Consider the following 15,420-nt stretch of genomic DNA (forward strand, 5'->3'; position numbering starts at 1 on the left):
TGAAACAATGATAAAGAAGAAGACCCTTAAAAGCATATTGTCTCTAGTGATTATTTTTACCATGACCTTCGGTGTATTTCCATGGAGCGATTTGCGCGTAGCGTTTGCAGAACCCCAAATAACAAAGATTGAAGTAATGAAGATCTATAGTGGGAACTATAACCTTCCCACATCCTATAACTTAGCGGTTCATGGGAACGATTTAACCAACTTGGAAACATTTATACAGGGAGCGGATGGTCTGTATACACGATTAACGGCTTCTTATACAGGTGTAAACCTTGCACAGTATAGCCTTTCCACCAGCCAGGCCGGTGCTACTTTCTTGATCAATGGACAGACCTATGTGTTTGATGCCAGTGATATGCCAGAAATTAAGAGCGTTAGTCCTGCCATGGTGGTTTCTGAGGGAAACCTCACGGTTGTTGCAAATAATCTAAACAATATCAAGACCACACCTGAAGCGGGCGATACGACTTTAGAGACCATAAAAGTATTTTATTACCAAGGTCTTACAGAACAAGACATTTCGTCTTACCTTGGAATTCCTGCAACAGACCCAAGTACAGAACAACCAAAGGTTGTGCCAACCACAACAGGCTTAGGTATTCAGAATTTAAAGGTACTGAAAAAATATGTTAAGCCCATAGATACTGGATCAGTAGAGGTAGAAATCTCCTATCGATATATTGATGCCTTTAGTATCTATAAGGAAATTACTGAGATTGATGCAGAAGACATTAACATGAATCCAACAAAGGGAAAAAGAGGGGATAAAGTTACACTGACTACAGAAGATTTCCCAGAAGATTATTCCGTGTTTTTAACGGACCAGGCCAATGAACCCTTTAGAGGAAAGCACTTGGGAAAGAATATCATCATAAATCGCATAGCAAACCTGGACGATACCATAACCTTTAATATACCAGATACGCTGGACTTTAAGACTTATGATGTGTATATCACCAACTATATTAATCCTGCAGGTATAAAGCCTGAGGATAATTTATCCAAACTGATCGTAAAAAGGTTATTCATTGGTAAGTTTACGGTAGTAGATGGAGCTATCTTACCACAGATTCAATCGGTGCAGCCAAATTCAGGACCTGATTCAGGTTCCGAGGTGAAAATAAACGGTAAGTTTTTTGAAGAGCTCAATATTGATAAACTGGAAGGGTTTAAAGATAGTGGGATTGATGTAACGAACCCAGTACGGGTTACTGTGGAGAAGCGTAATGAATTGCAGCAGTTAAAGATTATGTATGAGCCAACGAACGGGACTGCAGGAACCTATGAAGGGAAACCAGCACAGGTAACACGATACATATCTGTAATCATCGGGAGAGAAGCTGACTTTAGAATAGAAGACCTCAGCAAACAGATTTTTAAATATGGCGCCAACCAGTTCGATACATTAACCGTGTTGACCAAAGGCCTTGGGGACGATGGAAATGATTTGATTAAGGACGTCATTGTAAATATTGAAACGGTTATTAAGGAAGGGACCAATGAATATACAATCAAGGAACAAGCCACTGCCAATAATGCCTATACCTATATTAAGACCTTTACGGAGCCGATTATTGATACATTGATCCCAAATGTAGTCAGTATGAAGGAAGTAAATCCAGGTGAATACCAGACCGCAAATGAAGTAATCTTGGCCTTGAGTGGTAAGGACTTTCATGTCTATAAGCATACACCTCAGACTGGGGACAATGCCAATAAAGAATTGGTGATGTACCCAAAGGTGGTTCTGGGTGGAAATGATGACAATGGTGAAATCGTCATTACAAGGGTAAGCGATGTGGTCACGATTAAACATCGAGGAGGCACTGCCACATTACCTGGTGCCTATCTTGAGGTCCTAAATGCCCAAGACAAACTGATGGATGGTACAGTGGGGAATGAGGTGGGCAGCAAAATCATCCTCCGTATTCCTTCAGGACTAACCATTGCACCTGAGAAAGTGAATGCGTCCCTACAAGGGATCGGTGTTGCCAATGCCATGAGGGGATCAGAAGACTACGGATTATACACACTAAAATCTGATATGATCAAATTTGTTTCAACCCTTGATGTGCCAGTAATCGAAGAAGTGAAGCCAAATGTGGTGACTGTTGATGGGGGCGAAGATATCGTCATTATAGGAACCAACTTTGCATCGGATGTGAAGGTATTTATTGATGGCAAAGAGGTGACGGGAATCAAGAGAAATGGGATTGGTACCCAAATCGACTTCAAATCTCCGAAGGGAAGAGAAGGCGATACTTTGGTCTATGTGCTAAATCCAACCACAGGGGGAGTTGCTACATATCCCTATAAGTATGTGAGAACCTACACAAATCCAAAGATTATAGACTTTTCTCCGAAAAAAGGAAAAACCGGCACCCTTGTGGTGATTGACGGAGAGAACTTTGTAAAGCCTGATCCAACAGCCCTAGAGAAGGATATTTTCAAGCTAATTGGGGCAAGGGTGATGCTTGAAGGGAAGGATATCAATGAGTATTATCGACATCCGGTGACGAGACAAATCACCCTGCAAGAATATACCGCTGGGCCTTCAGGACAGCGTATCCTTACAAATGTAGGGGGAAATTTGATTTTAGCCAATTATTACAATAGTATCATACTACAAAATGAGGACACCCAGCGGTTCTATACATTAGACAAAGATGTGTTAGGAAATGTGATATTGACCAACGGTATTGACCAAAAATTTATCATTAAAGCTGATGGGTCAGGATCTAATATAAAGGCTGAAAAGGACGGGGGCGGTACGTTTACAGTCATCGCAGCCCAGCATGCCAGTGGGGATTATGATCAGATGATCCTGAGTGATGGCACAACAACCCTGACACTGAAGGTGATGACCCCATTTATTGTGCAAACAGATACAACGACAAACAATCGAACCATAACAGGGAATAATGTAAAGGTTATGGGGATAGACAAAATCTATTTTACAGTTCCAGTATTACCAGGGGATGGCTACTATGATGTTACAGTAGAAAATCCAGATACCAAAAAAGATACCAAAAAGGATCAAGCAGGATTTTACTACTATACCCAGCCTTCCAGCAAACCCAAAATCGATAAGGTAGAGCCAAAGGAAGGCTCAGTAGATGGCGGATATATCATTAAGATTTTCGGAATAAAGGAATTGGATAAAGAATGCTTCGTAGACAATGGCGTGGAAAAAACCAAAGTGTTTATCAATGGTATCGAAGTGCCCCAAGCGCAGATCAATGTGGCCCTAAGTGGGGATGCTATCGAAGCGGTAGTGCCTAAGTTGAACATTGATATTCGTGCCAAATATGGAACAGATCGGTTAACGGTCCCTGTCGTTGTCGTCAACCCTGATGGGGGTAGTGACAGTTTAGAAAATGGATTTACCTATATTGTTCCAACTTCACATCCGGAGATTATCAAGATTGTTCCTCAAAAAGGAAGTGCTGCTGGAGAGGAGATCGTTGAAATTACTGGGAAGGATTTTAGATTCTATGAGCCGTATAATGATGCCAATAGAGATCAGGTATGGAACCCTAGTCCAAAGGAAGAATACCGTGATATAAACGGAGTGTATTTTAATGGTACAACCTTTATCACCGATGATGGAACCAAAGGACCTGACGATTATACGGGTAAAAGCCTAAGTGATTTGAGAGTCATTGCCCAAAATTCTGTACCGCCTAGGGATTATGACAAAGTTGTCTTATCTGTACTGCCCAAGGTATACTTTGGAACAGCACAAGCTGAGATCCTAGAGTTTTCCAGTGGCTACCTAAAAGTGCGGACACCAAAAGGAAAAGCTGGGGATGTGGACGTATACGTGGTGAACAACGATGCGGGAATCTCCAACCGAGTAAAGTATAGCTATGAAGGTTCAAATCCCAAGATCGACAAAATTATACCATCGGAAGGAAAGAAACAAGGGGGCGACAAGGTCGAGGTAAATGGTCAAGGTTTTATTCAAAGTGATATAAAAAAGTACAGAAAAAATGGTACAACCTATGACACGGTTTCTGTAAAGCAAACCCTTGTAAGATTAGGAAATATCTATAATAAGGATATTCCTAGGGAGCAGTTGAATTCAGGAAGAATTGACAACAGCAGGGCAACTGTTAACTTGGCAGGCAGCCTTACCGTCAGCTACAACGGAGAGAATGCAAGTAACACCAAGCTAACCCTTAGTATTGTGGAGAATCAGGTAAACTATTCTGTAGAGCTCCCTTACAACAATGAGGCAGTCTACATACCCGTGAGCCTGCTTACGAATCCAAACCTCCAATCCTATGTGAGTGGAGACAGAGGAGACGAGTGGATCCGCGTTGAGGTATCGGATCGAAGATTATTTGTGGAGCGGGGCTATGCACCGGCTGTAGAATTTATCAATGGAAATCAGATTGTGGTACACACACCATCCTATCATACGGTAGGACAAGTATCTTTAACGGTCATTAATCCAGATGGTGGAACAGCAGAAGGGAAGTTTACCTATAAGAATCCAAGCAGTAGACCGACCATCGTGAATATCACAAAGGATGGACGAAATCCAAGTGAAGAAGCCGTTGGCGGTGTTCCGATGAAGATTCTGCGCTTGACGTATAAAGGCGGGAATATTGTTTCTGTCATGGGAACGGATTTTAGAGAAAATGCAACGATTAAAATTGGGGATATATTAGATGTTAAAAAAGAGCAGATCAATTACCAGCTCCCTAGCAAAATGACCTTTACCATGCCAGCCGTAGATGAGAAGGTCGTTGGTAAACGGTATAGAGTTGTGGTAAGCAACGAAGATGGCGGAAATGCCGCTTCCGATGCTTCGGTACCGCCAATCTATATTGAGTTCATCAAAGGGGAAACGGAGCCAGCTATTGAAGAAATTACACCGGCCCAAGGGCCTTCCAGCGGTGGGACAACCGTAATTATTAAGGGGAAGGATTTCAGAGAAGGCCTGCTGGTGTTCTTCGGAGATACCCAGGTACCCACAGCCAATGTGAAGGTAATCGACTATAAGACGATACAAGTCATTACACCGCCTCGGGCCCCAGGGGAAGTAGAAGTGAAAATTGAAAATCCAGATGGCGCACTGTCCAGTGCCAATGGTACATTTACCTACTTGAGCACCCCGACGGTCGTAGCCGTGGTTGATCCTGCAGACCCTTCCGAGACAGCCCGAATCAGCGTGATTTCCATCCTTGGTGGGCAGGAAATAAAGCTAAAGGGTACAGGATATTACGAAGGGGCAAAGGTAATCTTTAACCCAGTATTGGAAGAGGTGAAGGCTGAGGCGCCCACAGGGAATGTAATCTATCTCAATGGCAAGCCTTATATCTTGAAACAAGGGGCGGAAGGATCCGATGTAAAGATCATTGATGGGGAAACACTTACTGTAAAAACACCGCCAGGGAAGAAGGATACAGGCGGGGTAATCGTGGTAAATGCTGATGGAGGTGCCAGCAACGTTTATGGTGACATCAAATATGGCGTACCAGAACTGGCAGCACCTAGCGGTGTCATTGCAGAATTGGTATATGACCGATACATCAAGGTTAACTGGAATCCTGTAACCGATGCCAAGGAATATGAAATATTTGTGGTGATCAATGAAAATGTCCAGGAGGTCATCGGCACCACAGAATTAACAGCCTTTGTGTATGAAGATTTAGAACCTAAGACAAGCTACAAATTTATCGTTAAGGCTATCGGTGAGTTTGGATCCTCCAAGGCTTCAAACATCAGTAATACCGTTCGAACGGGCAGCAAAGTAGGACCACCGGATAATGATGGCAGTCTGGGAGAACAGACCCAACAAGGCAAAAATGGAGACCGGGCAGAGGTGACGATCGGAACCAAGGAAGACTTGGGAAAAGATTTTACCATCGACCTAACCAAGGGCAGCCTAGCAGGCAGTAAAGAAGTTGTCATTAGTATCCCGGCATCGGTAGTGGCCGATGCAGGTACCAAGAGCATTGTTGTCAATGGTCAAGACTTCAGAATCAAGCTGAATCCAAATTCCTTCTATAATGACAAAGTAAGGGAAAATAGGGACAAACAAGATGCTGGCGTACGAATTGAAATCGGGCCAACGGCAGAAGGTGTTACCACAGCAGGTACCAATGGCCAGACGGGTGTATCCACAGCATATGCCATCAAAGCTGCTGTTTTCGTAGGCAAGGATCGTACGGAAATAGAGTATATACGCTCATCCATTCAGGTAACCTTAGATGTTGACCGCGTAAAAGCAGATGCAAGAAAACTAAAATCCTTTGCCCTAAACCGATACGATGGTTATGAAGGGAAATGGGTGGCTGTGGCAGCTGGTAATGCAGACAGCATGGCGATTACTGCACTTACAGACAGATTGGGCAAGTTTATGATACTAGGTAGGAGGTAAAACAATGAAAAAGATTATCTGGACACTGTGCATATTACTGCTCGTAAGCTCTATTACCTCCTATGGTGACATGAATGGCCCCTATAGAGATGGATTTATAGAGGGGTACATCAAGACGATCGTGGAAAATCAGATTCAGATTGAGGAGTATGATGGTACCATCCATCTGCTTCCTCTAGCGCCTAAAGCAGTACTTACCATAGATGGTATTCTTGTGACGTTGAAAGACTTTAAACCAGGCATGGAAGTCTATGGAGAACTACAGGGAAGACGATTAAGCACTTTGGAGAGCTTCTCTACAGAAAACCCTGGCTATATTCTGCCAGGAACAAAAGTGAGGACGGGTATCGTCCGAGGGATTGATAGAGACCAAATACAAATACAAACCCCCTTTGGCAGTAATGAAACATATTTTACTTCTCCAGCTACCGTTGCTTTGAAAAGGGGCGTCAATATTTCCCTTAGTTCTCTATATGAAGGTGATCGGGTAAGACTATATTTTGATGAAATGGATACCCGTTTTATCAGTCGAATGGAGATCGAGGGTGACTCTATCCTTGTAAAGGATTTGCTTAGGGGAAAGCTCACAGTTTCTAGTCAGTTAGAGAATCAAATCGTGCTAGAGGATGTGGAAAAGATTCAAAATGGTAAGTGGGAGCTGGTGCAATCCACCATGAGTATTCCTTATACCACGGATTTACCCCTTTATGTGGGGGGACAAAAGATATCCTACCAGAATCTAAAGTATTACAAAGGCAAGACTGTTTATATGGCGGTAAAGGATTTCTTTGGCAAGAGTCGGGCAGAGAAGATGATTGTAAAGGGGCAGTATCAATCAGATTTTTCCGATAAGATTGAGGATGTGAATTGGTATACCCAGGCCTTAGAACTGGGAAATCATAAGAATCTTACTTTCCATGAAGGGACCATCATCGTAAAAAATGGGCGACTGGTTGATATGTACAGTATCAATGCCCAGGCTGATGCCTATGTGGTGGCTGATGGCAGAGGCAGTCAACTGACCGCTGATGTAATTTATCTCTACAATGAAGATATAAACAATTCCAATATTGGACAATATGGAGTTTATGCTGGAAGATTAGATGTCATTCTACAAAATAATGTGACATTGAAAAATTTCTTTATCCTAAATCAAAATGACTGGGAATCCTTCAGCGGAGAAAAAGAACTATATTATGACAATGATACCTTCGTCTATGATCTGGAGAGCCAGCAGGCAGTTTCGCCAAAGGAGTTCTATGCCAAGGACTACGCCGTTGATGAGACCACCGATTATGCAAAAGATAAGGGCTTAAAGGATTGGTATGGATATGTCTATACGGATGGAGATCGGATTTGCGGCATTGTGGTTCAAAAGAGTATGGATTCTCTGTTAAGACAAAGAACGACCAATGGGGTAGTGGAAAGGGTAGAGGAAGATACCCTGTTAGGCTGGACTGTCCATGTCAGGGATGGTAAAGACTGGAGCAGCAGAAGGAAAGAGTGGATGGCAAAAAATTCAACCTTTAAGGTGAATTTAGAAAAAGCCATGATTATTAAAAATGATAGCATCATCCAGCCCTATGAACTAAAGCCGGGTGATCGACTTTATATGGTAAGAGATGATTTAGAAGGAAAAGTAATCCTTGTAAAATAAGTGTTTAGTTGAGGGATAATGCTATCCCTCAACTTCCATTTCCAAAAGAAAATTGAAAAACCATCCAAAAACACCTATAATTACTAATAGAATCATTAAAACTAAAAGACAGACCATAGCCTCCCTTTGAACCGTGTACCGCGCACCGCGTACCGAAATGCATAGGGTGTAACTATAGATAGGGAATTCGTTTCAATAATGCTAACACATATAATTGCGAACAATAAAGGGGGTAAAGAACTGTGAAAAAGCTCGTATTAAGCTTGATGATAATCATTTTGTGCACAACGCCTATCAGTGGATGGGCCGCGCCTCCTGAATTTTCCGGAGGGATTAATAACGAATATGCCTATGAAGAGGTGATCTTCATCACGGGACAACCCATAAAATTTATAGGAACATTCACGGTCTCAGAAAAGGATAAAGGAGAGACAAAAACCATTACCTATAAATTTAACAAATTAAAACCAGAGGACAAATCCATCGACGCAGAATTGACGAAATCGATCACCTATGTGGTGGATTATACTACCAGAAATGATAAAGGACAGACCATCGCCCAGACACAAATATCTGGAAAACCAAAAGAGACTTTGGAGATTGGTGAGGATGAGTATGAATTATTTGACTATCAATTCTCTAAATCCGATGTCATAGACAATCGACCAGCTGCAGATTTTTATTCTGGCAATATGACAGGACGTAAGCTTTATTTAATCAATGGGAAAAAACCTGAAGATGCCGAGGGTACTGTCACTGTGGATATCACGGGAGGGAACGCCGGGTATGAGAATTTCTGGGGAAATACGGACACACAGATCAACGATTATGTAATCAGTTCCACAAGAACCATTGCTGAAGATGATTCAGAGGATACAGATGAGGTATCCTGGCAGGGTACTGTAAAGGTTCAGGTGTCTGACAGCATGACAAAGAATTTGAGATACTCGGGCAATGAAGCAAATTTTTCAAGCTTTAACGGTGGACATATACGGGTTACCAACCGTGAAATGGTGTCCAGATATGATTATAACCTACCGAGATTTAGAGATGGAGAACTGGACGGCTCCAGAAGAGAAAGAGACAGTATTCAGCTTTCCAAACAAATGGTGCCTAAGCTTGAACGACTGATTGTACCAAAATTCAGAGATTTAAACGGACACTGGGCTCAAGAGAGCATCGAAAAATTATATTCTCTAGATGTATTTGATGAGCAATCCTCGTTCTTCTCGCCGAACATTCCATTTACTCGAGGAGAATTTACCAAAGGAATTATCCGAGCCTGTGATATCAGGACCACCATGGAAACAGAGAAGAAGACCACGAGAAGAAGAAATGAACCACCGGAGCAATCACCATTCCAGGATGTGGCGGTAGAGGACCAGAACTACCAATATATCAAAAGTGGTTTGGAAAAACAAATCATATCAGGTGTATCACCCACAGCGTTCCAGCCAAAGGAGCCGTTGACAAGGGCCCAGGCGATATCTATATTGATCCGTGCCCTAGGCTTTGAAAATAAGGCACCAAACCCTGGCTACTACACATCCTTCGCCGATGATCGTTCCATTCCAAACTGGGCGAGGGACAGTATTTACGTAGCCCGAGAGATTAACCTGATTTCAGGGGATGAAATGAATCGGGTGAATCCAAATAAAGTAGTTTCTAGAGCAGAAGCAGCGTCTATGCTGGTGCGTTTCCTAGAGTTCTTGGAAAAAGATTTACAAAGAGATTATAGAGAGAATATTATTCAGTTTAATTAGAAAGGTCATAAGGTTAAGGTTGAGGCTAAGGTTAAGGAAATGCGTTAGAGCAGCGCTTTGGGGGAGATGCTATGTATAGAAAATTTAGAGATATGCCCATATGGAAACAGGCATTAGATGTTTCGGTGAGAATTTTTAAGCTGACAGATAATTTGCCCCGTAAAGAGGACTATGGACTAACTTCTCAAATACGTAGATCAGCGAATTCCATGGGTGCTAATATTGCTGAAGGCTTTGGCCGGAGGCACACAAGAGAGAAAACTAATTTTTATGTCATTTCTAGGGGCTCTGCATATGAAACGATTCATCATATTCTATATGGGACAGAAATAGAATACTTTTGTAAAGAAGAAACAAGTTCGATAATTAAGGATCTTGAAGGAATTATCTATGAGATTAATAAAATGATTAAATCATTGAACGATTCTACTTAATTCCTAACTCCAATTCTTCGATTGATCTAGACTTAATCCCTAGATTTATTTTCTTGCTTTTAACCTCAACCTTAACCTTAACCTCATATAGAAAGGACTTGGGAATATGATAAAATCTATGAACCGGATCATTTGTTTAGTATTAGTCAGTATGTTAATTACAGTAGTTCCTATCCAAGCAGCGCCTCTTAAAGTTAATGATATTTCCGATTTGATGCGGCTTATTCAAGAGGATTATTTATTTGAGGTGTCACAGCAGGACCTCATAGAGGGGGCCATGCGGGGGATGTTTTACCCCTTAGATCCGTACAGCAATTATTTTTCCAAAGAAGAATATACAACCTTTGATCAAAGAAACGCAGGAAGCTTTGCCGGAATCGGAGTGACTCTTTCGGAATATGATGGGGAATTGATGATCGATGAGGTGATTCAAGGGGGGCCTGCAGCCAGAATTGGCCTTCAAGCGGGAGATTTGATCCTATCTGTCGATGGAAAAACAGCAGAAGAAGATGGATTGCCAGAACTGGTTAGACTTTTAAAGGGCCAGCCCCAAACCAAGGTAAGGCTTAGTGTAAAGAAAACAGGGACAGCACAAATTGTAACAGCCGAGGTAACTAGGGAGATTATTAAACTCCAGCCGGTCACCTATAAGGTTCTTGAAAACAATATAGGTTATATCAAAATAGACGAGTTTATTGAAAAGGTCAGTGACGAGGTAGACAAGGCAGTTGAAGCGCTAAAAAAAGCAGAGGTAACAGGAATCATTGTAGATGTTCGAAACAATCCAGGGGGAATCCTAGATGAAGCGGTAAACGTGGCGGATATCTTTCTACCCAAAAACAAACCTGTGGTATACATTGAATACAAGAACAAAAGTCAGCAAACACTATTCTCAAGAAAAGAGCCAGTGAAAATTCCTTTGGTCGTATTGGTCAACCAGGGTAGCGCCAGTGCTTCTGAGATATTGGCGGCATCCATCCAGGAAAATAAAGCAGGTACAGTCATTGGTAGTACCACCTATGGAAAAGGCACAGTGCAGATGGTTGCTGAATTACCGAATGGAGGAGGTATGAAGCTAACCTTTGCTAGATACCTTACGCCAAATAAAACCTGGATTCATGAGAAAGGTGTCACACCCGATGTGGTCATTGAGAACCCTAAAAGGGTCAATTTGCCTGTCTTTGCTCCACTGATTGAAGAAAAGGATTATGTGGAAGGTGAAAAAGGTCTGAATGTCTACGGTGCTCAACAGCGGCTAAGCTTTTTAGGATACAAAGAGGTTATTGCCACGGGAAGTATGGATGTCGTAACTGCTAAAGCATTGAAAGCCTTTCAGGAGGAGAATAGCCTTAGTGACAAGAATGGCATATTAGACATAGAAACAAGGGATATGCTAAATAATAAGATTGTGGATATATACATGAAATCACCAGAGGATTTGCAGTTAAATAAAGCATTAGAATTATTGCATAATTAAAGAAAAATATTTATAAATGCCTATTGACGCAAGAAAATGGATAAGATATACTATTAAAGTTATTTTAAAAATCAGAAATACGAGCACCCTATTAGGGTGCCCTGCCATAAAAAATTGATGCGGACATCGGTAGGTCACCCGTAGGGGGTGGCCTCTCTCTTTTTTGGGGGAAAAGACTATTTATATCTTCTTTCTATGAACTATCTTTAATTATTTCTTACAACAACAACTATAAAATCGTAGGGAACGGTTAGTAACCGTTCCGTTAGCATAAGGGTAACACTTGGATGAAAACTGTAGGGAACGGCCCCTGTGCCGTTCCGGAAATACATTAAAACGGATACTACAAATTCAAATATAACAATCAGATGAAAGGAGAAGTAGAGCGATGACAAAGTATATTTTCATTACCGGCGGTGTTGTCTCATCCTTAGGAAAAGGAATTACCGCAGCGTCATTGGGACAGTTATTAAAAGCAAGGGGTTTAAAGGTAACCATCCAAAAGCTAGACCCCTATATCAACATGGACCCGGGTACCATGAGTCCATATCAGCATGGAGAGGTATTTGTAACCGATGACGGTGCAGAGACAGACCTGGACCTAGGTCACTATGAGCGTTTTATGGATATTAACTTAAATAAATACAGCAATGTTACCACAGGAAAGATCTATTGGTCTGTAATCACAAAGGAAAGAAAAGGTGACTACTTAGGAGGTACTGTACAGGTAATTCCCCATATCACCAATGAAATAAAGGAAAGAGTATTTAGAGCAGGCCGAGAAACAAATGCCGATGTGGTGATTACGGAAATCGGTGGAACAGTAGGAGATATTGAAAGCCTACCTTTCCTAGAGGCTATTCGCCAAATCAAATATGACATAGGCAAACAGAATGTTATGTACATCCATGTAACCTTGGTACCTTACCTGGGCAAAGCGGGAGAAATCAAAACAAAGCCTACCCAGCATAGCGTAAGGGACTTACGAGAGATCGGTATTCAACCCGATGCCATCGTATGCAGAACAGAAAAGCCATTATCTGAAGAAGTAAAAGAAAAGATAGGTCTATTCTGTAACCTTGATAGCAACAACGTAGTACAAAACATGGATGCCGACTCCCTTTATGAAGTACCTTTGATGCTGGAAAAAGAAGGGCTAGCCAATATGGCCTGCCAAAGGCTCGAGCTAACATGCAATACGCCTGATTTGACGGAATGGATGAACGTGGTTGAAAAAGAGCGCAACTTAAAGTCCGAAGTGAAAATTGCTTTGGTTGGTAAATATGTGGAACTTCATGATGCATATTTATCCGTGGCAGAAGCTCTGAAACATGCTGGAATTGCCAATGGCGCAAAGGTAGAAATTGATTGGATTCATTCCCAGGATGTGACGCCTGAGAACGTGGCAGATTATTTAAAGAGTGCAGATGGTATCTTGGTACCAGGCGGCTTTGGTGATCGAGGAATTGAAGGTAAGATCGCAGCTATTCGGTATGCAAGAGAAAACAAAATTCCTTTCTTGGGAATATGTCTAGGCATGCAATTAGCAGTAGTAGAGTTTGCGAGACATGTAGCAGGATTAACAGGTGCCCACAGCTCGGAGCTGGATCCTCAGACACCATACCCTGTTATCGACCTTATGCCAGATCAGAAAGATATCGAGAATATGGGCGGTACCATGAGATTGGGCATCTATCCATGTAAGGTATATGACGGCACAAAGGCTGAGGCTGCCTATGGTGAAGATCTGATCTATGAAAGACATAGACATAGATACGAATTCAACAATCAATTCAGAGATATCCTCACTGAGAAAGGCCTGGTGATCAGTGGTATTTCCCCTGATGAAAGACTGGTAGAGATCGTAGAATTACCAGAGCATCCTTGGTTTATGGCAGGGCAGTTCCATCCAGAATTCAAATCCAGACCAACTAGATCCCACCCAATGTTCAGAGAGTTTGTAAAGGCGTCTCTTGAAAATAAGGGCAAATAAAGCTATACTAAAATAGAGCCGAGCCTATGCTCGGCTTTTAAATTGAAAAATTCAATGTAGGGAACAGGCATGCCTGTTCCGCAGGAATACAGGTTACAGAGAAAGGGAAGGGGGACCCTTCCCCTACGAAAAACGTGTTTATGATGTAGGGGCGATTCACGAATCGCCCAAAGACCACAAAAACTACCTGCAACTGTAGGGTGCGGGGTCCTCCCGCCCGATAATGTAATGGCAATCATGTAGGGAACGGCCCCTGTGCCGTTCCGCTGAAAATGAACATCATATAAACTGGGGTTTAACCTCAACCTCAGCCTTAACCTTATTGAAGAAAGAGTGAAATGAAAATGATTAAAATTGAGGAATTGCGCAATAAATTCGGATTATGGTATATCGCATTTATAACCTTCTTGGGCATCTATCTAAGACTTTGGTGGATTAACAACATACCCACAAAGCCCATCTATGATTTTGAAACTTACCAGGAAATTGCCACCAATATCTTCAACCACTTAGGACACAGCTTCAGAGGTGAACCCATCGCATTTCAAGGCATGGGCTATCCCATGGTGTTGGGATTTGTATATCGCCTTGTGGGAAACAATGACCTATACACAGCAAAAATGTTCAATGTGGTGTTATCTATCCTTACCCTAATCCTCATATTCTTTATACTGATTAAGCTAACCCATAGAAGATTTATTGTGTATACCGCCTATACCTTTGCAGCCCTATTGCCTAACTTTATTGCCTACAACAACGTGATCAGCACAGAAGTATTCATCACGTTCATTCTGACAGCGGCTCTTTTCCTTCAACTGTATACCTTTGATCCTCGAATCAGATATCCTCTGCTGGGGGCACTCATTGGTGTTGCTGCCTTGACGAAGCCCTTCTTCATGGCTTACCCGGTAGTTATAGCAGTGGCAGTATGGCTCAAGGGGAAGGATATAAAGAAAACTGCCATCTTATTTGCCACAGTGTTTCTTTGTATGGCTTTGACAGTGGCACCTTGGACCTATCGAAACTATCAGAAGTTCGGAAGATTTATCCCTGTATCCTATAACTCAGGATACGTATTCTATGTGAACAACAACGCCAATAACACCACTGGGGCATGGATGCCTCTCAGTGAGATCTATGCTTCGCCAGAATTAAGAGCAAAGATGGATTCTATACTAAACCATGGTGCTAGAAGTGAAAAGCTCGCCCATGAGCTTGAAGTGATTTTCAAGCCTGAAGCGAAGGAATGGATTCAGGAGAATCCATGGGAGTTTACGAAGCTGGGCCTTCTAAGGCTAAATGCCACCTTTTTCAGCGGCGCTTGGGACATAGAAGCATGGACAGCCAATGAGTTCAAAGAGAAGCAGGACTGGTGGACGGAAATCGAGTATCTAAGGAGTGCCAATGCTTTCCGTGCCGTGACGGACTTTGTTATTAATCTATTGAGTGCCTTTGGATTTATGTACGTATTACTTAATGTGAAGAATATACTATGGGGATTGTTCAAGAAAGATGAAACCCTAAATGACTTGATTACCATTCCCACACTAAATATCGCCTTTTTCATCGCCATATACTTTGTTTTCGAAGGACAAGCAAGATACAACTTCCCCGTATTATTCTTCTTGATTTTAGCTACAGTAGTGATATTAGATAGGATGAAAACAAGCCTATACGACAAAAGCAGCAGGTAACC

The 15,420-nt window shown here is 42.0% G+C and carries 7 protein-coding genes; all 7 read left to right on the top strand.

What is annotated here, in order from left to right:
• The first annotated feature begins 7 nt into the window (after positions 1-7).
• The 7 genes from K0R93_RS02500 to K0R93_RS02530 all read left to right on the top strand — a co-directional run bounded on the left by K0R93_RS02500 (position 8) and on the right by K0R93_RS02530 (position 15,418).
• Positions 8-6,400: an IPT/TIG domain-containing protein gene (locus tag K0R93_RS02500; RefSeq protein ID WP_300297091.1), complete on the top strand. Its 6,393-nt coding sequence runs from the start codon at positions 8-10 to the stop codon at positions 6,398-6,400.
• Between the two features lie 4 nt (positions 6,401-6,404).
• Complete coding sequence (locus tag K0R93_RS02505; RefSeq protein ID WP_300297094.1) at positions 6,405-8,057, top strand: hypothetical protein; 1,653 nt, start codon at positions 6,405-6,407, stop codon at positions 8,055-8,057.
• A gap of 242 nt (positions 8,058-8,299) precedes the next feature.
• A complete protein-coding gene (locus K0R93_RS02510; protein ID WP_300297097.1) occupies positions 8,300-9,820 on the top strand; it encodes an S-layer homology domain-containing protein in 1,521 nt (506 codons plus the stop codon).
• A 71-nt stretch (positions 9,821-9,891) separates the two neighbouring features.
• Positions 9,892-10,254 (top strand): four helix bundle protein, encoded by a 363-nt coding sequence (locus K0R93_RS02515; protein ID WP_300297101.1) that lies wholly within the window; start codon positions 9,892-9,894, stop codon positions 10,252-10,254.
• A gap of 151 nt (positions 10,255-10,405) precedes the next feature.
• Positions 10,406-11,731: a S41 family peptidase gene (locus K0R93_RS02520; RefSeq protein WP_300297104.1), complete on the top strand. Its 1,326-nt coding sequence runs from the start codon at positions 10,406-10,408 to the stop codon at positions 11,729-11,731.
• Between the two features lie 388 nt (positions 11,732-12,119).
• On the top strand, positions 12,120-13,724 hold the full coding sequence (locus tag K0R93_RS02525) for a CTP synthase (protein WP_300297107.1): 1,605 nt from the start codon (positions 12,120-12,122) through the stop codon (positions 13,722-13,724).
• A gap of 344 nt (positions 13,725-14,068) precedes the next feature.
• Positions 14,069-15,418 carry an ArnT family glycosyltransferase gene (locus K0R93_RS02530; protein ID WP_300297109.1) on the top strand — a complete coding sequence of 450 codons (1,350 nt, stop codon included), beginning with the start codon at positions 14,069-14,071 and terminating at the stop codon, positions 15,416-15,418.
• The last annotated feature ends 2 nt before the right edge of the window (positions 15,419-15,420 follow it).

It is taken from the genome of Anaerosolibacter sp. (genome assembly GCF_029240175.1).
Classification (GTDB): Bacteria; Bacillota; Clostridia; order Peptostreptococcales; family Thermotaleaceae; genus Anaerosolibacter.

Excerpts from the sequence above, each read along its gene's own strand:
- K0R93_RS02520 (WP_300297104.1), top strand. The coding sequence starts at position 10,406 with ATGTTAATTACAGTAGTTCCTATCCAAGCAGCGCCTCTTAAAGTTAAT.
- K0R93_RS02530 (WP_300297109.1), top strand. The coding sequence starts at position 14,069 with ATGATTAAAATTGAGGAATTGCGCAATAAATTCGGATTATGGTATATC.
- K0R93_RS02515 (WP_300297101.1), top strand. The coding sequence starts at position 9,892 with ATGTATAGAAAATTTAGAGATATGCCCATATGGAAACAGGCATTAGAT.
- K0R93_RS02505 (WP_300297094.1), top strand. The coding sequence starts at position 6,405 with ATGAAAAAGATTATCTGGACACTGTGCATATTACTGCTCGTAAGCTCT.
- K0R93_RS02525 (WP_300297107.1), top strand. The coding sequence starts at position 12,120 with ATGACAAAGTATATTTTCATTACCGGCGGTGTTGTCTCATCCTTAGGA.
- K0R93_RS02500 (WP_300297091.1), top strand. The coding sequence starts at position 8 with ATGATAAAGAAGAAGACCCTTAAAAGCATATTGTCTCTAGTGATTATT.